Source organism: Luteitalea sp. (genome assembly GCA_009377605.1).
GTDB lineage: Bacteria > Acidobacteriota > Vicinamibacteria > Vicinamibacterales > Vicinamibacteraceae > WHTT01.
Window position 1 is genome coordinate 1 of record WHTT01000098.1, and the last position, 21216, is coordinate 21216.

The following is a 21216-nucleotide window of genomic DNA, read 5'->3' on the forward strand; positions in this document are numbered from 1 at the left end:
CCTGTCACCCTGTCACCCTGTCACCCTGTCACCCTGTCACCCCGTCACCCCGTCAACGCCGTCAACGCCGTCAACGCCGTCAACGCCGTCAACGCCGTCAACGCCGTGATGTGACTCGGGTCCATGAGCGGAGTCGATCGGCGCGCTCGCGTGCTTCCGGCTGCTGGAGCCAGGCGTCTACCGGCCACGGTACGCGCCAGCACCAATTGTCATTGCCGATGGTCGCGGGCACATTGATGCGGTCGCGCCAGCCAAAGATGTCCTGGACGGGGAAGACCACGAAGTCGGAGCCGGCGGCCATCAAGATCCCCAGCAACGTGTCGCGCAGCTCATGATCGAAGGGACGTGCCGGGTCGAAGCCGTGTGCAGCAAGCGACGGGAGCTGCAGCGCCGAGACACGCTCATCGAGCGGCGCTCGGTCCCACCACTCGGCGAGCGTCTCCGTATCGTGCGTGCCCGTTGTGGCCATGGAGATGGGCGGGTAGGCTGCGGGCTCCCGAAAGGGCTCGCCCGGCTCGCTCCACAAGCGCTCCCAGCGGAACACCTTGTGGCCCGGCACGTCCCGCTCCGCCATCGATTGGCGGACGAAGTCCGGCACCGTGCCGAGATCTTCGGCAATCATGCGCGCGCCGGCGCTCTGGAGCACGTCGAGAATGGTCTCACCGAGCGCGCGCTGCTCAGCATCGGTGGCGGGTGAAAAGTATGGCGTGCTGCCATCGACGGGGCGCACGTACGTGCGATAGAAGCCCACGAGGTGGTCCACCCGATACGCATCGTACAGCTCGGCCGCGCGGCGCGCACGCTCGCGCAGCCAGGCGAAGTTCTCCTCCGCCATCACGTCCCATCGGTACGCCGGCAAGCCCCAATCCTGTCCGGTCACGCTGAACGCATCGGGAGGGGTGCCAACCGTCGCCTCGAGCGTGAACGCGCGCTGATTGGCCCAGACGTCGGCGCTGTCTGCACTCACCATGAAGGGAAGGTCGCCGACGATACCCACCGGTTGCGCGGCGCTGCGCGCCGCAAGCCATTGCTCGTGCGCGACCCACTGCAGGTACCGTACGAACAGGAGCTCCCGCGTGCACTCCAGGCGATTGTCTTCCAACGCACGCGGCGTCCGATCGCGCAGCGCCGCGTCCCACTCCCACCAGGGCCGATGCCCCTGCTGCACGTGGAGCACCCGGAACAAGGCATAGTCGTCGAGCCACCAGCGCTCCGCACTCAGGAACCGCTTGAAGGCACAAGCGCGCGGGCTCTCGCGGCGCCACTCCTCCTCGACGAACCGATCGAACGCGAGCCGGAGCGCTTCCGCCTTGAGCGCCCGGACGGCCGCATGGTCGAGCCGGCCACCGGATCGTACAACGTCGAGACGCTCGCGCGCCGCGCGGTCGAACGCCCCTTCGGCGCCAAGCGCTCCGAAGTCCACGAGCGCGTGTACGGCGATGAAGATGGGATCAATGGCCTGAGCGCTCATCGCCGAGTACGGTGAGATCTGCCCCGGCGCCATCTCATTGACCGGCAGGATCTGCAGCATGTCCAGGCCGGCGGCGCGCAGCCAGGCCGCCATGTGCTGGATGTCGGCAATCTCGCCGATACCCCAGCTCTCGCTCGATCGCAGCGAGAACAGGGGCACCATCAGGCCCGCGTGTCGTCCTTCCCAGAAATTCACCATGTCTGCAAAGGAACCCGGTCCCTTCGTGTATTCAGGGCGCGAAACAGTCGAACGCATCCTTCCTCGAACAGATGCTCTCCTGGCAGCAGGCTGATCACCACAAAAGCCTCATGTGAAAAGTCGTAGAAGAAGCCAGGATGCACGAGCAGATGCTGCTCCTCGAGCAGCTCGAGCACCAATGTCTCCTCCGGGCATGTCGCGGGCACGCGCACGACCGCCGACCAGCCGCCCTCCACCGGCAGGACGCTGCACGCGGGCGAGTGCTCGACTCGCGCATCGAGAATCCTCGAGTTTCGCCGCAGTCGTTCGCGAATCTCACGGCGAACCGCTTCGCCTCCGGCCAGCAGCCCGCCAACAGCGCATTGCACTGGCGTGCTCACTGACAGATACGTATCGCAGATGACCTCGAGGCGCGCGAGCGCCTGTGCGACGAGCGCCGATGGCCCACCCGCGCCAAGCCACGCCAGCTTGAGCTGGGGTAAGCCCACTGTTTTCGACAGCCCGCCCAGACCAAAGGCCAGCGCCTCGGTCTGGGACAATAGCGCCGACGATCGACTGCCCTCCGGCTCGTGAAGGACGTAGTCCGCGAACACCTCGTCGAGGATGAGGGCAAGCCCACGCGATCGGCAGAGGTCGATGAGCCAGGCCGTTTCGTCTCGACCGAGCAGTGAACCGGTCGGGTTGTTCGGCGACACGACAACCAGCGCGCGTGTGCGCGGCGTGAGGCGCTGCTCGAGCGCTGTGCGGTCGATGTGCCAGCTCCCAGTGTAGACGAGAGGGTACGACACTGCTGTAACCGCCTCGAGCCGCGTCAGGTGCTCGAACAGTGGATAACTCGGCCGAGGGACGAGCACCTCGTCAGCAGCATCGCACAGCAGCTTCAACAAGAAGGCGTATGCCTCGCTCGTGCTGGCCGTCAAGACGATGCGTTCGGCTGGCAGGTCGACGCCGCGACGCTGATAGTCGGACGCCACCGCCCGGCGTGCTTCCATCGAGCCGAACGGCTGCGGCGCGTAGATGCCGGCCGCTGGTGTCGCGAGCGCGTCCAGGAGACCGGGTGGATAGGAGATCTCGACCGTCGTCGGATTGGTGGTCGTGAGGTCGAGAAGGGGCACTCCCTGCTTGCGCAACTCGGCCACCCTCGTCGCCAGCCGGTTGGGGGTGAGCCGATGCGGCACGCGCCGAGAGAACATGGGAGGACTCGTCTAAGCACGCCGGGTCGCCGTATCTAGCGAGGGGTCTTTAGACCCCTCGCGCATTCCAGACCCCTCGCGTGCTTCAGCTCCCTCGGCCCGATGGCCACGCCGCGCTGCGGGCCATTCCCAGGCAACTCGCGGAAGGACGCGGCGAAGCCCCCGAAGGATGCGTACCCGCCGTGCCAGGGCCTGCTCGTCACTTTTCGTCCAGGCGTATCCGTAGCCAGCGCGGACCGCCGGCGGCAGCAGGCCGATGGTGAACAATCGAAGGACCTGGAAGGCGGGCCGGGCCATCCAGGCCAGGGGCGGCTCGAGGAGGTCCCGGGCCAAGAGGCGCGCCGTGTCGGTGACCACAACTTTTCCACTCGACTGCATGAGCTCGAGATAGGCGTCGAGGGCGCCCAGATCGCGCGGTAGAAAGCCGTCGGGGATGTGGAGTAGCGGCTCGATCGTTGCAGCTTCCGCGCACAGCTGATCCTTTTCGGCGACCGACAACGGCTCAACGATCAGCTCGTAGACTCGCATCACGGAGTCGACGACGGTGCAATGGACCCACCGCAACAGCTCCGGGTCTTCTGCGGAGTAGCGTGTGCCGGCGACAAACGGCCCCGCTGATCGTCGCAGCGTGCCGTGCACGCGCCGGTGAATGGCATTGATGCGCGCGGCGGCGGCGTGCCGCGCGTCGACGTCGCCAAAGGTCAGCGCGAGAAAGCTCTGGACAGTGTGCACCAAGCGCCGCGTGCGGCCGGCCCGCGCGCGACTGAAATCGCTGTGGTCCGCTACCCCTGCCGCCACGAGCGGATGGGCGAACTGCAGGAGGATGGCACGTCCCCATCCGAGCAGGACGAGCATCTCGCGGTTCACGCGAAGGCGGGCGTCCGCGCGCTTCCGGGCCATAGGTCAATCGTAATGCAAGCGAGGTGGCTTCACGGCACCGGCGTTGCCAACGTATTCTCACCCGCCGCCCAGAAGATGCCTTGCGCATTCGAGTAGGTGGCGCGCTCGACGATGAGCATTGCTCGTTCGGCCCCCACGGGCAGGCTCTCGACGAGCACGGCAAAGCGCTTGTCGCCGACAGGCCATCGCTCTTCGGGGCGGATGGGCACGCTGAGGCGGCTTCGCGCGGCAACGGGCAGCTCGACCAGCCACGGGCCCTCGTCTTCGAAGAACACGGTCACGCGGACGAGACCGTCGACCTCGGAGACGTTCCCAATCAACACGAACGTCTCGAGCTCGGTGGGCCCCCCGTTCTCGCCACCGGCCGTGAGCCATTTCATGCCAGGTTCCGTGGCGCCGTACGCGGCGTGGGCTTCGCGCCAGGTGACCTCGAACGTCTTGCCAGGCCACCACATCGCGCGCTCCGCGAGGATCGGCTGGTCGGACGTGACCTCGAGGGAGAGCGTCTCGGTGGCGAGGCTCTGCCCCTCGGCCTCCTCGGCGTTCACGTAGATCGTCTGCCGGCTCTCGGGTTGCAGCGTGTAGATCTTGCTGACGGCGCGGCCGCTCCCCTGCAACAGGTAGTGCACGGTGACCTCCGCCGGCGCGGGCCCCGGGTTGGCCAGCGCCAGGAACAGGTCGAAGTACTCCCCCGTGGCCCCTTCGGCAAGCAACCACCGCGGCGAGGGCGACGTCACGGCCGTCGTCCCATGGCCCGCGCCGAACACGCCGTCCGGCCCGTCCAGGTACATCGCGCGCTCCACGGTGATCGGCGTCTCTGGCGACGTCTGAATCGCGGCAGACACCTCCGTGCTCGCCAGTGCCTCATCTTCGACGTTCACGAACACCGTCTGGCGGCTGTGTGGGGCGACCGTGTACGGCTTGACGACGGGCGCGCGGTCGGGCAGGAGGTAGCGCACCTCGACCTGGGCAGGTTCGGCGCCTTCGTTGTCCAAGAGATAGAACAGCGAGAAGGGCGCCGTGCGGCCTTCAGCGAGGTACCAGGTCGCCGCCGGCGCGGCGACGCCCGCATCCGCGTGGCGGCCGTAGGGCGTCCCGACCGGCCACGTCATCGAGCGCTCGACGACGATGGCGCTCTCCGACCGGACGCTGGTGGCAAACAACGCACCGTCCAGGCCGGCCCGGGCCCGCGGGTCCACCGTCACGCGGCGCTCGGCTGGAAGATCGACGCTCTGCCGGAAGATCCGGCCATCGTGCCGCCGGTACTCGAGCGTGGCGTGCGCTGGCTCGCTTGTTGGATTGACGAGAGCCAGCTCGGTGTCGAAGAAGAAGTTCGTCGCGCCTTCCGCGAAGAGCCGGACGAGCGGCTCGGTCGGCGGTTCGAGGGGATCCAGCGGATTCAGCCCCGCGCGCAGCTCCTCGCCGTTACTGAGGCCATCGCCATCCGGATCGCCATAGGGGCCATCCTCGCCGCTTCCGATCGCCGGGCTCAGGCCGACCTGCTGCTCCCACGCGTCGGGCAGTCCATCGCCATCGTCATCACCCTCGTCCAAGGTCACGCGATAGATCGTGCCATCCGAGAAGCCAACAATGAAGAGCTCGCCGTGGGCGTCGACGTCGACGGACGTGATCTCGGGGGCATTGCTCGGAAACAGATCGGCCGTGTGCTCCTCGACGTTCGCCACTTCCGCCTCGTCGGTCTCAGAATCAATCGCGAGCCCGAGCGAGTAGATGCGCCCCTCGAGGTCGGCAAAGACGTAGCGGCCCTGGTAGCTCTCGTCGAGTGTCATCCCACGATAGACGTAGCCGCCAATGACGGTCACACCGAAGTCGCGCGTGTAGTCGTGGATGGGCGGCGTCGCGGGCTCGTAGGCGAGCTGCCGGTTCGGGTCGATGTCCGGTGTCGGATCAGCGCCTTCGTAGACGCTCCAGCCGTAGTTGCGCCCACCCTGGCCAAGCGGCTCGTAGTTGACCTCCTCACGCTCGCTCTGACCAACGTCGCCGATGAGGAGAGCGCCTGTTCCGCCGAGCGCCGGCAGATCCTCCGAGATCCGCCAGGGATTGCGCAGGCCAAACGCCCAGATCTCGTCACGTGCGCCGAGCTCATCGTCGCCGACGAACGGATTGTCCGACGGGATCAGATAGCCGGTCGGATGCTCATCGGGTACGTCGACATCGATGCGAAGAATCTTGCCCAGCAGGCTGGTGGGGCTCTGTGCGTTGTCGTTCGGATCGTTACGTCCGCCTCCGTCCCCCATCGCGATGTACAGATAGCCGTCTGCACGAAAGAGGATCTTGCCGCCGTTGTGGTTCTGCTCCGGCTGCTCGATGAAGGGCACGCCTGCGAAGACGAGATCGAAGCGGCTGTCGACCTCCGCGATGTCGGGGTTCGTCGCGGAGCGCTCGAAGCGCGCAATCACCGTGTGCCCATCCGATTCGCGGGTGAAATTCACGAAGAAGCGACGGGAGGTTGCGTAGTCAGGGGCAAACGCGAGTCCGAGCAGGCCCTGCTCACCGCCGGCCGACCGGACGGGATCCGTGAGATCGAGAAACGGGGTCGCCTGCAGCTCACCGTCGATTACGAGGCGGATGCGGCCTTGTCGCTCGAGGACGTATTGCCGGGCCGGATCCGTCGGGTCGTGCACGAAGCCAATTGGGGACTCGAGGTCGGAGACGTACGGCACGACGCGGAGCTGTGCGGCGGCGGGAACAGCGAGCGCAAGGGACAACAGGGTTGCGGAAAGAAGGCTGAGCTTCGAGGTGGTCATCGCTCATTTCTTCGGCTGCGCTGGGACGCGATGAATAAGATACGCGAATCCGGCGCCGAAGGTAAGCGCGTTCGCCGACTGGCGAAACCGATGAGATCCGGGGCCACTCCCAATCGTCAGATCGGGCCGCGTCATCAGATAATTCGCGTGCCACCGCAAAGCCAGCCGAGGCGTCACGTAAATCCAGACACTGAAACCGGGTCGCACAGCGAGGCTGTTGGAGGCGTCGCCATCGACCGGCAGATCTCGGGCGCGTAGGGCCTGCTCCGATTCGTGACTCAGCCCAAAGTGGTTGATCGCGAGACCAGCCACCAACGAGCCTTCGTAGCGCACACGTCCTCGAGTCACGCCGTATCCAAGACCCACGAGGTACGGACGAACACGTAGGTTGCCGGCCTCGTAGCCCTGGCCGAACACGTCGGCGGTGATGTCGGTGCGAAACCATCCGAGACCAAAGGCGGGCCCCCAACCGTCGCGCTTACCGCCGAGCAGTATGTACGGCACGAAGACAACTCCATCGTCTGCCGTGTCGCTCGTCATGGCACGTCCGTCGATCGATCCGCCAATCCAGGTCTCAGGCAGAAGAACCATTTGCGCTTGGACGTCTCTCGCGAACGCCACCAGCCATGTGGTCAGCACAGCGATCAGGAGGCGCCGGGAAAAGGTCGAGATGCCGAAGGGGATCGATTGGGGAAGGCAATAAGTCATCGGGGAAAGAGGAAAAGGGGCCTGGCCCCTTTTCTTTTTATTCAAGCGACCGGGAAGGCACGAACAAGCTCACCGTCAGCCCGATGGCCACCACGGTCAAGGCGCCAATCACGTTATGCCAGAGAAACGAGACGGCGGGGTAACGCCAGGAGACGTAGGCCACCAAGAGCATCCCGCCGATGAGGCCGACGAACGCCCCGAGCCCTTTCGCCCACCGGCCAAAGACGGCCAGCATGAACACGCCAAGTATCGATCCGTAGAAGAACGACCCGAAGCGATTCACGACCTCTATGAGTGATCCGAGCGATGTGGCGTACATGGCGACAACGCAGGCGAACATGCCCCAGAAGGCGGTTGCGAGGCGCGACATCCGCAGATAGTGCCTGTCGGTCTCGTGCGGCCGCACCAGACGGCGGTAGAAATCAATGACCGTCGTGGTCGCGAGAGCGTTGAGCTCTGCTGCGATGCTCGACATGGCAGCCGCGAAGATCGCCGCGATCACAATACCAATGAGTCCAATCGGCAGGTGCGTCGAGACGAACGTTGGGAAGATGTAGTTCACGTCGCTATACGCAGCGTCACCGCTCGCCGTCTGGACGAGCGCCGCCGCCCGCGCGCGCACATCGTCCACTCGTTGATCTGCGCTCGTGAACGCGCGCGCCGCCGTCTCGAGCGCCGCCGAATCCCCTTGTTGCCGAGCGCGCGCAAGCTGGTCTGCCGCTTGTCGTCGTCCATCGAACGACGCCTGGAACTGCTCTTCGAGGGCGCGGTATTGCGGGGCGTGCGTGCTCGAGCGCACGCGCGCTTCGTGCACCGGGTTGAAGAGCATCGGCGGTTGATGGAAGAGATAGAACACGAAGACCATCACGCCAACCAGGAGGACGAGCACCTGGAGCGGGATCTTCCAGTAGGCGCTCATCAGCAGTGAGCGTCGTCCAGCGTCGATCGATTGTGCGGTTAGATAGCGTTGTACCTGACTCTGATCACAGCCAAAGTACGAGAGCATGAGGAACAGCCCGCCGATGATCCCGGACCAGAATGTGTACGTTTCGGTGAAGCTGAAGCTGAAGTCAATTGCATCGAGGCGGCCAGTCGCCGCGGCCACCTGCAGAGCGTCGCCGAGCCCAACGCCGTCGGGCAGCCCTACGATCAGGGCCACGAGGACGGCGGCCAGGCCGACGACAATGATGACCATCTGCTTGACGTCCGTCCAGGTGATCGCCTGCACGCCGCCAAGCATCGTGTACGCCGCCGTGGGCAGGCCAATCGCGAGCACAGTGATCGTCAGATTCCACCCCAGCACCACCGAGAGAATCACCGCCGGGGCCGAGATAATCACACCGCAGGACATGCCGCGAGAGAGCAGGAACAGCAAACTGGTCAGCGTGCGTGTCTTTGCGTCGAACCGGCGCTCCAGATACTCGTATGCGGTGAACACCCGCGCGCGGTGGAAGAAGGGAACCGCGGTGACCGAGAGGATCACCATGGCGATGGGCAGGCCAAAGTAGAACTGCACGAAGCGCAAGCCGTCAGCGTAGCCCTGTCCGGTCGTGCCGACCATCGTGATAGCGGAGAGCTGCGTGGCCATCACGGAGAGACCGACTGCCCACCACGGCAGGCTGCGGTTGGCGAGCAGGTAGCCTTCCAGTTGGTCGCTTGCGCGTGTTCGCCGGAGCCCGTCGTACACCATCCACACCAGGTACACGACGACGATGGTCCAATCGATGGGGTGCATGGACTAGAGCGTGAAGTACTGCTGGAAGGACCAGAGCGCGAGCAGCGTCAGCGCCTCGACGAGCAGGACGCCCAGGTAGAGGCGGCGCATATCCGTGTCGCCGCTGACAGATGGGGGAGGCTCTGGAGCACGATCCGGTTGCACGGCTGATGTCATAGGTTCTCCACCGCCGCTCGCAGCTCGTCAGCGGCCGCGGCGAGGCGGACGCGGCTCGCATCGATCCACTCGCGGTCGCGATCGAGCGTGCGCTCGGCGTCCGCCACGGCTGCAGCGACGACGTCCGGTGCGGGTCCGCCGAGCGTGCGCCGCACGCTGACGAAATGCTCCGGCGTCAATGTGCGACGCAGCGTTTCCTCCTCGTAGACCACTTCGCGGCCCGCGATCTCGCGGGAAAGCCGCTTCACGGCGTCGGTGAGCGGTTCCCACGGGCGCTCGCGCCGTGCGATGACGAGCCGTGCGGCGATCTCGCGGCTCGCGCGAAACGGCACCTCGTGGTCGCGCGTGAGGGCGTCGGCAAGCTCGGTGGTGGTCGTCCAGCCGATGCCGGCACGCTCCCGCATGCGGGCCACGTCGATCTCGCTATTCTCCAGAGCCGCGGCAGTCAACGCGGTCGCCCGCGTGGCGTCGTGAAACGTGTCGTGCACGAGCGGTTGGAGGTCGTCCTCGGTATCGACGATGTCGCCGAATGGCGTATTGTGCACGACGACCATGGCGGCCTGTGCCTGGCCAACGGCCTTGCTGGCCAGGGCGCGGGCATGCTCCAGGGCCACGGGGTTTCGCTTTTGCGGCATGATGCTGCTGCACTGAACGTAGCCCTCCCCCAACCGTAGGTAGCCGACCTCGGCGGTGCACCAGAGCAGCAGGTCCTGCAAGACGCGTCCGAGGCCAATCATGCCAACCAGGAGCGTACCAAGCGCCTCGAGCAGGTAGTCGACTGTCGCGATGCTCCCATAGGTGTTGCCTGTTGGCGCCGCAAAGCCGAGCAACGCGCTCGTCCGCTCGCGATCGATAGGGAACCCGGTGCCGGTAATCGCGCAGGCGCCAAGCGGACAGCGGTTCACCGTCTCGTACGCGGCACGGTGTCTGACGTGGTCACGCTCGAGCTGTTCGACGACGCCGAGGATGTAGTGCGCGAGCGTCGTAGGCTGAGCCGGCTGCGTGTGCGTGTGCGCCGCGAAGAGCGTCGACGTATGCGCCGCGGCGAGCTCGGTGAGCGCCTTGCGCAGGGCCAAGAGCGCACCCCCGAGCTCCAGCACCTCTTCCCGCAACCGCATCCGATACATCGTCATGTCGATGTCGTTGCGACTTCTCGCTGTATGGAGGCGACCAGCGACGTCCGCGCCGCACGTTTCCGCGAGACATCGCCAGACGTAGAAGAACAGGTCCTCGCAGCCGGTGTCGTACGGCGCAGCGCGCAACTCCTCGTCCCGTAGGGCACGCATGCCGTCGCGTAGACGCCGGCCCTCCTCGCGGGAGACGATGCCCCGCTCGACGAGCATGACGAGGTGTGCGTAGTCAATGGTGCGGAGCGAGGCGAGAAAGAGCGTCTTGGCGTCCTCGAAGATCTCCTGAAGGACCAGGCGGACGTATTCGGGGGCAAAGGCCATCGAGGGAATTCTAGCGGTTAACGTTCCGCTATGAAGTATCGCTCGGACTTGAGAGTCCTTCCACGGCAGAGAGCCGTTTACCGTTTACCGATAATCGGTATATAGTGGAAATGTCGTGATCAAGAGCTTCGGGTGCGCCGAGACCCAACGGCTTTTCGAAACCGGTCGCTCGAAGCGCTTCGGCTCAATCTCGAAGGTGGCGACGCGAAAGCTTGCCCAGCTTGATGCGGCGGAAACACTCGAATTCCTGCGTTCACCGCCAGGGAATCGACTGGAAGCATTGAAACACGACCGCGTCGCCCAGCACAGCATCCGTATCAATGACCGATGGCGACTTTGTTTTCGCTGGACCGATTCCGGACCTGAAGACGTTGAGGTCGTCGACTACCACTGAGGAGAGCAGGAAATGAGCTTCAAGAACGGCATGCGCCCTGTCCATCCGGGCGAGGTCTTGCGTGAGGACTATCTGAAGCCGCTCAGGATGAGCGTCAACCGACTGGCCAAGCGACTCCGCATTCCCACGTCGCGACTCAACGATATCGCGCTTGAGCGTCGCGGCGTGACGCCGGATACGGCTATGCGGCTTGCGCGCTTTTTCGGTGGCGACGCGCGTTCCTGGCTGAACCTGCAGACGGCTTACGATTTGCGCGTCACAGAGATGAAACACGCCAAGGAAATTGACCGGGTCGTTGAGCCCCTGCGGCGGTCCGCGTAAATGCTGATGTGGGATTAGAAGGCTTGGCCGATGCTGAAGAAGAAGCGACCGCCACTCTCGTTGTCGTCGCGCGCGTCGAGCGGCACGCCGAAGTCGGCGCGAAGGAGGAACCAGGGCGTGCGGACGCGTAGGCCGACGCCGGCGGATTCACGGAGGTCAGTCAGCGAGAAGTTCCCGAATCGGTTGTAGACGTTGCCGACGTCGAGGAACCCGACGCCATCGAAGATGCTGAAGAGCGGGACCCGTACCTCGTTGTTGATAATGAACATGGCCTCGCCGCCCACCGCCTCGTTCCCTTCATTGATCGGTCCCACGCGGTTCTGCGCAAAACCGCGGAGCGTCGTGCTGCCGCCGGCAAAGAACCGCTCGGTCTCCGGCACGTCCACCCCACCGCTCAAGGTCCGCGCGAGCCCCAGCCGCACGCCGACCGCGTAGACGAAGCGCGGGCGCAGGATCTCCCCGGTGAAGCGCTCACGCCGAGTGGGCTCCAGCGGGAAGTATTTGAAGAACTGCCCGAAGTACTTCACGTACGGATCGGTCGAGCCGAGCTGCTCCGGTGAGTACGAGAACGAGTGCGACAAAAACGCCCCGTGGCTCGCATCGAGCACATCGTCGCGCGTGTCGCGCGACAACGTGGTGGTCAGCGGCGCTACGTTCTCGATTTCTGTCGTGCGAGGGTCGTCTTGCCGATTCCAGATACGAGAGCGCTCGAAGCGATAGCCATAGCTCCAGACCCACTCCTGACCGAGACGCCTTTCCTGCTGAATCGACACGCCGAACCGGTCTGCATCCCGGACTTGGGGCTCGTCCGGGTCGGCCAGCGGGTTTCGCTCCTGCCGGTAGTAGACGCTAGCCGTGGTTGCGAGCGGGAACGTTCGCAGCATGGGCTGAGTCGCATACAGCCTGACTTCGCGCAGCTGCGAGTCGTAGCGCGAGCTGACGCCGACGACGCGCGCGCTCCCGAGCGAATTGTGGCTCGACACATCGAGAATGGCGCCAGGTCCACGCTCGGTGTCAAAGGATGCTCCATATCGCACCTGGAACGGCTGCACTTCGCGCACCGAGACGTCCACGCGCACCGGCTTCTGTGCCGGGGGTGTCCTCGGCTGGCCGTCGCTTCCGCCACCTTCTTGGCTTGGCAGGTCTCCTTCCGCCTTCGCGCTTCGCGCTTCGGTGGACTGGTCGGTAGACTGGTCGGCGGCCTGGTCGGCGATCGGCTCGTGACTGATGTCGGCAATGGCGTAGGCGCCAGTGTCATAGAGATTCCGTCGCGAGCGGCCGACCGCCGTGAGATCGAGCGGTAGGTCCGGCGCGATCTCGAGCTGATCGCTGACCAGCTTCTGACTCGTGATGTCGGTGCCAGCGATTTGAATGTCTTGAACCATGGCACGTGGCCCCTCGTCGATCTCGATCTGCACGTCGACTTCGCCTTTCTCGCGATCGACCTTCAGGCCGTAGATTGCGGCGACGTCGTTATAGCCGCGGCGCCAGTACATATCTCGAATCTTGGCAAGCGACCGCTCGGACGTGGCAGGAAAGTACGGGTCATCCTCGACGAGCTGGATCTCCGACAGCAACTCGGTCGCCTTGTAAGCGGTGGCACCAGAAATCAACACCCGCCGAATCCTGAACCGCGGCCCCTCCTTCACCGGAATGACGACCCGTGCGAGCCGGCTGGCATCGTCGAACTCATACGTTGGATCGCCCAGCTCCGCCGCCAAATAGCCCACTTCGCGATAGAAGCGCCCCAAGAGATCAGTGACCTCGTCTGGCGCTGTGAAGACCTTCGGCCCGAGCCCCTGGTCGTCCACGACGTCCTCGAGCTCCGACGGCGAGATGCCGCCAGCTCCCTCGAAGACCAGTCGCACCTGTTCGAAGCGAGCTCCCGGCTTGGCTCGAAAAGCGACGCGCTGAGACGCAGACGCAGCCAGGCTGGACTCCTCCGCGCCTTCGTCGATCTCGTACTCGAGCTGCGCGTTGAGATATCGCTCCTCGACGAACCATGCCCGAACCGCCTGGAGCGCGTCCTCGGCGCGCTGCGTGTCGAAGACGCCGCGGCGCCAGATGCGACGAATGTCCCGCTCCAGCTTCCCAGGGGGCGAGAACCCTTCATAGATCAGCTCCACCCGCTTGCCCGGCGTGATCGTCAGCGTGAGGTCGACCGCGTCACCTTCGACGTTTCGCGCAAGGCGCACACGTGCGGCCAGCAGCCCGGCGTCCTCGTACATCTCCTCCACCCGGTCGACTTGGCGCCGTACCTTGAAGTAGTCGTAGCGATCGCCGGCTTCGACCTTGAATCGCTCGCGGACCATGGCTTCGGTGATCGAGGGGCCCAAAGGCGCCTCGCTACGAGGGTGGGTTGGGCCTGACGGCGCCTCGCTACCGGATTCCTCTGACGGTCCTTCGCGACGAGGTTCTGCTGCCTTCACAGTGACCGATCGAACGGTGCGACTGGCGCGCCGCTGGGACCGGCGCGGATCTGCTTGACCGCCGAAGCGAACGTCGTGACGGAAATCGAAGCGATAGGTGTCGTCGTTCGTCCGCACGGCCCGCGTGTCGAACTGGCGCGTGACGTCGTACTCGGCAATCCACATCTTGTCGCCGCTGTTGGCGAGATCTGCCGAATAGAGAAGCGTGAGCGCACTCGTCAGGTCCTGCCCAACCGTGAGCCGGGCGCCGGGATTCGCCTCGTCAGCCAGGAGGTTCGGCTCGAGTCGGACGGTGCTGAGGCCGGTGGCGCGCTCGAGCCCGCGGCCGAGCCCGGCCGCCGCCCGGCCGCTGAGGAGCGAGAGCATCTGCTGCTGGGCGACCTCATACTCCTCCCCCCGCATGTCGTCCAGCGTGCGCCCAGTGAGGAGAACGGCGACGATGTCTGGCTCGGGCAACGAGGGATCCGACGTCAGGACCGTCTCGGTATCCGCGGCCGTGCCAGAAACCTGCAGCGTGACATCGTAGCTCTCAGCCTGAGTGGTCATGAGAATGTCGAGCGATGGCTCGATTTCTCGATCACTTGTAAACGTGATGATGCCGCGGTCCACCAGGTAGCGCCGCTCGTTGAGGATCAGCTCGCTCTCTTCCTCGATGGTCAAGCGGCCAGACATGCCGGTGTCGTAGATGGTGCCCAGCAGACGCAGATCGGCGACCGCCTCTGCACGGGCAAGGTTGTTGTCGATGAAGATCGGAGACGCCGTATCGATGTCGACGTCGAAGTTCAGGCGCTCGAGGAGGGGGTTGCGTGATTCCGTGAGGTCGAGCGTTGGCGGTGCGGTGAGTGCAGCGACGATCCCGCTGTCCAAGTTCACATCGTCGGTCAGGCCCGCTTCCTGAATCGTGACTTGACCGCCGAGCACGATCTGCTCCTCACGCTGGACCACGGTCAGGTCGGCGTCCGAGACGCTTTGCAGACCCATCGGCTCATCGAAGGCCACATCCTTCGCCGTGAGCTGCAAATTGACGTCGCGGATCGTCCCTTCGTCGAGCTCCACCGCGCCCTGGCCCGAGATCTCACCACCATTCAAGGTGCCGTCGAGGCGGGTCAGCGTAGCCCGGGTCGGCGTGAGATCGATCCGTGTGTCGAGCTGGTCGAGGCCAAGCCGTGGCTCGTCGACCTGGATGCTCGCGTCCGCCAGCTCCACGAAGCCCTTCAGCTGTGGCTTCGCAACGCTCCCGGTCGCCGCCACCTCCAGCGCCGCATCTCCTTCCGCGGTGAGGGCATCGGTGAACGCATTCAGAAGGGCCGCGTCGATCTGACCCCGTAGGGCCACATCGAGCGGGCGAGGCTCGAGGAGACCGACGGTGCCGGCGAGCTCGAGGTTGCCAACCGAGCCTTCCAGCCGAAACTGCTCCACGCGGGCCTGGCCCTGCTCGACGGTAATCGCTGAAGTGCCTTGCTGCGCCAGCGTCAGCTGATCGGCGCCGAGCTCGAGCTGGGGAAACGTGAGGTGAGCCGTGAGGGCTTCCAGATCCGGCGTGGATGCTTGTGCATCCGCGCGGAGGGAGACGGCTCCCGAGAGCGCCTCTGGTGCGCCAGGAATCGTGGCAAGGTCGAGGCCCGTCAGCTCGACGAGCATGCGCGCCGGACCAGACTTCCGCGGCAACTCTACCGGCAGGTCCTCCGGCAGGAGCGCAAACGGCAGCTCCGCCGAGGCATCGAGCCGCGCCTTCCCCCATTCGGCATGGAGCTCGTCTGCGCGCAACGCCCCGCCGGCGACTACGACCCGCGCGGCGATGTTCGACACTTCGGGCTCGAGACCGGAGGCGGAGACGGCGGCGTCCTGGAGGGTCAGGGTCAGGTTCGGATCGATCGCAGCGAGAGATCCCGTGATTGTGCCCGTGAGGCCCAGCTCGCCACGCGCTGCCACTCCCGCATCCTTCGGTGCGTACTTCGCGAGCGTCGCGAGGTTGAAGCGCGCATCGAGGTTTAGCGTCCCCTTGTTGGATTTCAGATCGACGGGCAGCATGCCGCGCGCCGATACGGTCGAGTCCTGTGCGCGGACGATGAGGCGATCGATGGCAAGCTGTCGGTTGGCGTAGCGCAGGTTCACGGGACCGTCGGTCTCGATGGGTTGGTCGGCCCACGTCACCGCCAGCTGATCGATGGCCACCGTCGCTGAGCCGTCCACTGGATTCGCGAGGTCCCCTGTGCCGGTTGCTCTGGCACGCACGAGCCCTTTCAACGGGGTCTCTAGATCCACCGGCAGCGTCGAGAGATCCAGTTGGTCGATCACAACCGCGAACTTTGCCGGGTATGGCGCAGTGGTCGCGAGCTGCGCGTTCGCGTCGACGCGAAACCGATCGGCACGCGCTCGGAGTGTGGCCTGGTGGTTGGCAAGCTGAGCGTCGAGCTGCGCGTCGCCAAGCGCACTCTCGCCAATAGCGACATCTTGAAGATTCAGCACCACGTTTGCCGCAGGATCGTCGAGCGTGCCTTGCCCTTCGCCTTGAAGCGTCAAGGCCCCGCGTACCGGCGTCTTGTCGGGCAATGTCAGGCTCACGAGACGGAGACCATCTGTCTCGACCTGAAACGCATATTCTCCCTTGTCGAGCTGGTACGAACCGCGCGCCTCCACGACCGCATCCGAGCCCAGTTCCTCCGGTTGCGGTTTGTCGAGCCTGAGTCGCGTGAGCTGAACCGTCTGATTCGCGAATCCGGTCTCCAGGAGCAGTTGGCCGAGCGTCTCGCCATAGGCCGCAAGATCCGTGCCCTTGACCTCGACCGTCGCCCGCGGGTTGTCGAGTGTGCCGTCCGCCTTTGCTTGCAGCGACACAACGCCTTGTGCGGGAATGTCGGCGCGGTCCAATGCCGCCAGAATCGCAGCAACATCGGCCTGCTCCGCGGTGACATCCAGGTCGATGGCGCGTGCCTCCTGCAGGCCGACTCGACCGCGGGCATGAACGCGCGCTTCCTGCCATGCCACGTCCGCACGCTCGATGATGGCGGCGGCCGGGGTGTAGCGTGCCGCCGCTTGCAGCGCGATTCCCGAGATCTCCCCGACCGCGAGACTGGGCGCGTCCACCGTCGCATCAACCGCCGGCTCGTCGACCGTGCCGCCGATGCGGGCGTCCACCGCGAGCGGGCCGCCAAGCGGTGTGCCGACCAGCGTTCCAGGCTGCTGCCCCAGGAAAGCCTCGGCACCCGACACGACCTCTGCAATCTCGGATGCCTGTACCTTCAGGGAGCCGCCGAGGTCTTGGCGATCTAGGAGCGAGAGACGTCCGTCGATCGCCGCGCCGAGACCGCGCAGATTGCGAACATCGACGTCGACACGCTCCTCGCCGCGCAGGTCTGCGACAAGCACACCTGCCAGCGGCACCACGTTGGTCGAGGCAGACCTGGCGGTCGGCGTCAGGCTCAGCCGCGCCTGTCCCGCCGCTCGGTCGTAGGCGAGCCCAGGCCAAGACGACCGGACATCGCCACTGATTCGGCTTGCTATCGCATACGGCAGACGCAGTGTTCGCGCCAGGCGCTGGACGTCGAGCGATTCCAGCTGTGCGTCGAGCCTGCTCATGCCGGCCTTCTCATCGAGCGCCACGCTCCCCTGCGCCTGCAGTCCGCCGGCGGGTGACTGCACCGCCAGCCGAGCAAGTCGGGCCTGGCTGGCCGCCGCGTCATAGGATCCTTCGACGTCGAGGTCCACCGCCGTCAGATCGCGAAAGCTGAGGCCGTCGCCATTCAACCGCGCGGCGACCGCCAGCTCCGCCAGCGGCCCGCGCGCCTTCACATCTGCTCGAAGGGTCCCCCCTATGGGCTCGGCGAGCCCACCGTAGGGCGCTAGCGTGCCCACATCGAGATTCGCGCTCAGTGCGAGGTCCAATCGCGGATCGGCGAAACGCAGGACGTTGCCGCCGAGGACGATCGCCGAGTTGGCAGCTCTCAGCTCGAGGCGGCGAACCTCGACTGAATCGGTACCGAGCGTCAATTCGCCGCCGACATGGTCGATGTCGGCACTGCGGTCCTGCACCGTCACGCGCCCCTTATCGGCACGCAGCCGCACGTCATGTTGCCTGGTGCGGGGAGAGCCCTCGATGGCAATCGACTGGATGGGCAAGGTGACATCGAGCCCCTGGCGTCGATCTTCGTATCGGAGCGTGCCGTCGACGACCCGAAATGCCTCGATGAGATAGTCGAGTGATGTCGGCGCGTCGGCCTCTTCTTCTTCGGCAGGGGCCTCCGCAGCGGGCGCCGGCAGGTTGGTCTCGCCTGCGTTGTTGACGATCAGATGAATCTCGGGTCGAAGCAGCGTGCCGTTCTCGACGACATAGCGTCCGCGGAGTAGATCGAGGAGGCTCGCATCGAGCTCGAATCGCGCAATCCTGGCGAAGGCCGCGGCGTCGCGCGGCCGGCGAGCGCGCAGCGTGGCATTCTCCAGGCGCACGGATAGATCGAGCAGGTTGTAGTCGAGGCTATCGGCTTGCAGCTTGATGTTCTGCTGGGCGAGCAGGTCGCTCACCCGCGCGAGGACGTAGCGCTTGGCGGGCGGCGTGTGCAGCGTCAGGAGGGCCGCAATCAACAAGACGAGAACGACCGCGGCGGACCAGGCAAGAAAACGGATCACGCGCCGCCTGCGCGAGGGCGCCGAAGTCGTTGGAGCACCGAAGAAGGATTCCATCGACGCCCGACCCTGAGGATAGTGCCTGCTGAGAGCTCTTGAGAATGGTAGGCCGCGTCAGCCTCCCGCGCCGTCATGGCCGCCTCGGCGAGGCGGCCCTACCTAGAACCTCAAGCTCTCGACGGGGACTCTCCCAGAGTGATCCAGGGTAAATACGTCCCGCTGCCCGTCAGCCGGCCGGCAGCCTCGCCTTACTGTTTCACCACCTCCGCCGTCTTCGAATCGACCTAATGATGGTCACCAATGATACCGTTCAGTCAAGCTCAGCGTGACGCGAGGGAAATCGGGAATCGGGAGTCAGGAAGCGGGATTCAGGGGTCAGTTAGGGGTCAGGAATAGGCTTGCCTAGCCGAAGCTCGCCGAAGGCGAGCGAAGGCTGGCGATAAGAAAGCGCAATCAAACAATTGCGCTCTGCTATGTGACCTACAATGATGAGCATCCGCGCTTGGTGCGGGCACAGATGTCCAACCATTCCGCCATGGCCTCCGCGCTGCCCGCTGAAGTCTCCCCGATGGACGGGCTCGTCAGAAGCATTCTCACGAGCCGCGTGTATGAGGTCGCTCGCGAGACGCCGCTGGAAATCGCGCCGCGGCTGTCGGCACGTCTCGGGACGAGCGTCCACTTCAAGCGCGAGGACCTCCAGCCGGTGTTCAGCTTCAAGCTCCGCGGCGCGTACAACAAGATCGCACACCTCTCCGACGCCGAGCGCGAGCGCGGCGTCATGACGGCCAGCGCGGGCAACCACGCCCAGGGTGTGGCCTTTTCTGCCCACCGCCTGCGCCTGCGGGCAGTGATCGTCATGCCCCAGACCACGCCGGCGATCAAGGTCGAGGCGGTTCGCGCGATGGGTGCGGAAGTCGTGCTCGCGGGTGATAGCTACTCTGAGGCCCAGGAACACTGTGACAGCATCGCGGCTGAGACCGGTCTGACCGTCATCCACCCGTTCGACGACCCGCTCGTCATCGCGGGGCAAGGCACGATCGCCGACGAAATCGTGCGACACCGCAAGGGCCGCTTCTCGGCGGTGTTCATCCCGGTGGGCGGCGGCGGCCTCATCGCCGGGATGGGCGCGTACCTCAAGGCCGTGCTGCCCGACGTGCGGGTAGTGGGCGTGGAGCCCGTGGAAGCGGATGCGATGTATCAGTCGCTCCAGGCCGGCCGACGCGTCACGCTGGATCAGGTCGGGATCTTCGCCGACGGCGTGGCAGTCCGCCTTGTCGGTGAGCGGACGTTCCGCATCTGCCAGCGGGTCGTCGACGAGGTGATTCGTGTCACGAACGACGAGATCTGCGCCGCGATCAAGGACATCTTCGACGACACGCGAAGCGTCATGGAGCCGGCGGGCGCGCTGGCCGTTGCAGGGCTGAAGCGCTACGCCGAGCGTGAGCCGGTCGCGGATCGGGACTTCGTGACGATCTTGAGCGGCGCGAACATCAACTTCGATCGTCTCCGTTTCGTGGCGGAGCGGGCGGAGCTCGGCGAGTCACGAGAGGCGATCCTCGCCGTGAGGATTCCGGAGCGGCCAGGCGCGTTTCGTGAGTTCTGTCTCGCCATTGGCCCGCGTGTGGTGACGGAGTTCAACTATCGGCTGAATGGCAGGCAGGCGGCGCACATCTTCGTCGGTGTGACGATCGAGTCACGACGGGACGCCGAACAGCTCGCCTCGCGCCTGCGGGCAGGCGGCTACGAGACGCTCGATCTCTCACACAACGAGATGGCCAAGCTGCACATCCGGCACATGGTGGGCGGCTCCTCACCAGACGTGCGTGACGAGCGGATCTGCCGCTTCGAGTTTCCGGAAAAGCCGGGCGCGCTGATGAAGTTTCTCGACACGCTTGGCGGCCGCTGGAACATCAGCCTCTTCCACTACCGAAACCACGGTGCCGACTTCGGCCGGGTGCTGGTGGGATTCGAGGTGCCAGACGAGGAAGTCCCGCAGTTCGGCACGTTTCTCGAGCAGCTCGGATATCCGCACCTGCAGGAAGCAGACAACGAAGCGTACAGGCGCTTTCTGACGACCCGGTAGCGGGGTCGTGCCGGAACACCTCAGACGTCGGGCGGTTCTCACAAGGTCCAACCGAGCGCCACAGACGGGCTGGGATGAAATCGTCGCAGGCGGATCATGCCTCAAAATCACCGGACGGTGCCACGGACGGGGACCGCGATCTCCGGAAAGCGCTTATCCGACGTTCGAATACTGATCGTCCCCACGAGAGGTCCTGGCATCAACTTGCTCGGCTCGATCCCCACCTCGAACTTGAAGATCGCGCTCTCCTTCTCCGGAGGTGCGTAGGTCACCTGCACCCCGGGTATGTCACAGGACACGCTCGTCAGCCGGAATGGTCCCTGGCGTCGCTTTACCAGGAAGACCTGCTGCATCGGGTCGAGCACGGCCGGCGTACGCACTAGCGCCGTGCGGTCAATGCCGCCGAAGTCGACCTCCTCCGGATTAGCATACACGTCCTCTTTCACAAGCACGTTGACCGGGACGACGATCTCTGGGCGCTCAGGATGGTCGGTTCGGACGGTCAGTGATTCCATGACGCGTCCGACGGGTGCGTTCTCTGGGACGCGCACGTGCAGGTCGAAGCGACGTCCAAGCTCGACCACCTCGATGTCGGCGTTGAAATGCTCGCTCTTTGCATCGATACCGCGGATGGTGACCGGACGCTCATCATGATTGACGAGCGTCAGCGCACGCTCCGCCGACTCACCACGGAAGACGCTGAAGAAGGCCGCTGGAAGCGGCTGGATCTCAATCAACGGCTCCACGTGGCCCCGAAGGGTGAGCCGGACGACGGGCGCCGCCGCG

11 protein-coding genes are annotated in these 21216 nt (G+C 65.2%); 3 read left to right on the forward strand and 8 right to left on the reverse strand.

Annotated features, from left to right (window positions below):
- Positions 1–97 precede the first annotated feature (97 nt).
- From malQ to argH, 7 genes are all read right to left on the reverse strand, one after another.
- On the reverse strand, positions 98–1726 hold the full coding sequence (gene malQ, locus GEV06_23790) for a 4-alpha-glucanotransferase (GenBank protein ID MPZ20896.1): 1629 nt from the start codon (positions 1724–1726) through the stop codon (positions 98–100).
- Entirely contained in the window at positions 1663–2862 is a 1200-nt protein-coding gene (locus tag GEV06_23795) for an aminotransferase class I/II-fold pyridoxal phosphate-dependent enzyme (GenBank protein MPZ20897.1), read from the reverse strand. The genes malQ and GEV06_23795 overlap by 64 nt, the downstream gene beginning before the upstream one ends.
- Positions 2863–2874: 12 nt before the next feature.
- A complete protein-coding gene (locus GEV06_23800) occupies positions 2875–3762 on the reverse strand; it encodes a DUF2236 domain-containing protein (GenBank protein ID MPZ20898.1) in 888 nt (295 codons plus the stop codon).
- 29 nt (positions 3763–3791) lie between these two features.
- The gene (locus GEV06_23805; GenBank protein MPZ20899.1) at positions 3792–6530 is read right to left on the reverse strand and encodes a hypothetical protein; all 2739 of its coding nucleotides are present in this window, start codon (positions 6528–6530) and stop codon (positions 3792–3794) included.
- Between the two features lie 3 nt (positions 6531–6533).
- Complete coding sequence (locus GEV06_23810) at positions 6534–7121, reverse strand: hypothetical protein (protein ID MPZ20900.1); 588 nt, start codon at positions 7119–7121, stop codon at positions 6534–6536.
- Between the two features lie 154 nt (positions 7122–7275).
- A complete protein-coding gene (locus GEV06_23815) occupies positions 7276–8973 on the reverse strand; it encodes a sodium:solute symporter (protein ID MPZ20901.1) in 1698 nt (565 codons plus the stop codon).
- 152 nt (positions 8974–9125) lie between these two features.
- Complete coding sequence (argH, locus tag GEV06_23820; GenBank protein ID MPZ20902.1) at positions 9126–10580, reverse strand: argininosuccinate lyase; 1455 nt, start codon at positions 10578–10580, stop codon at positions 9126–9128.
- 115 nt (positions 10581–10695) lie between these two features.
- Here argH and GEV06_23825 point away from each other — a divergent pair, with 115 nt between their 5' ends.
- Positions 10696–10974 carry a plasmid maintenance system killer protein gene (locus tag GEV06_23825; protein ID MPZ20903.1) on the forward strand — a complete coding sequence of 93 codons (279 nt, stop codon included), beginning with the start codon at positions 10696–10698 and terminating at the stop codon, positions 10972–10974.
- Positions 10975–10986: 12 nt separating this feature from the next.
- Complete coding sequence (locus GEV06_23830) at positions 10987–11295, forward strand: HigA family addiction module antidote protein (GenBank protein ID MPZ20904.1); 309 nt, start codon at positions 10987–10989, stop codon at positions 11293–11295.
- Between the two features lie 14 nt (positions 11296–11309).
- Here the strand turns inward: GEV06_23830 and GEV06_23835 are convergent, their stop codons facing one another.
- The gene (locus GEV06_23835) at positions 11310–18404 is read right to left on the reverse strand and encodes a BamA/TamA family outer membrane protein (protein ID MPZ20905.1); all 7095 of its coding nucleotides are present in this window, start codon (positions 18402–18404) and stop codon (positions 11310–11312) included.
- 478 nt (positions 18405–18882) lie between these two features.
- Here GEV06_23835 and ilvA point away from each other — a divergent pair, with 478 nt between their 5' ends.
- Complete coding sequence (ilvA, locus tag GEV06_23840; protein ID MPZ20906.1) at positions 18883–20430, forward strand: threonine ammonia-lyase, biosynthetic; 1548 nt, start codon at positions 18883–18885, stop codon at positions 20428–20430.
- Positions 20431–21216 lie beyond the last annotated feature (786 nt).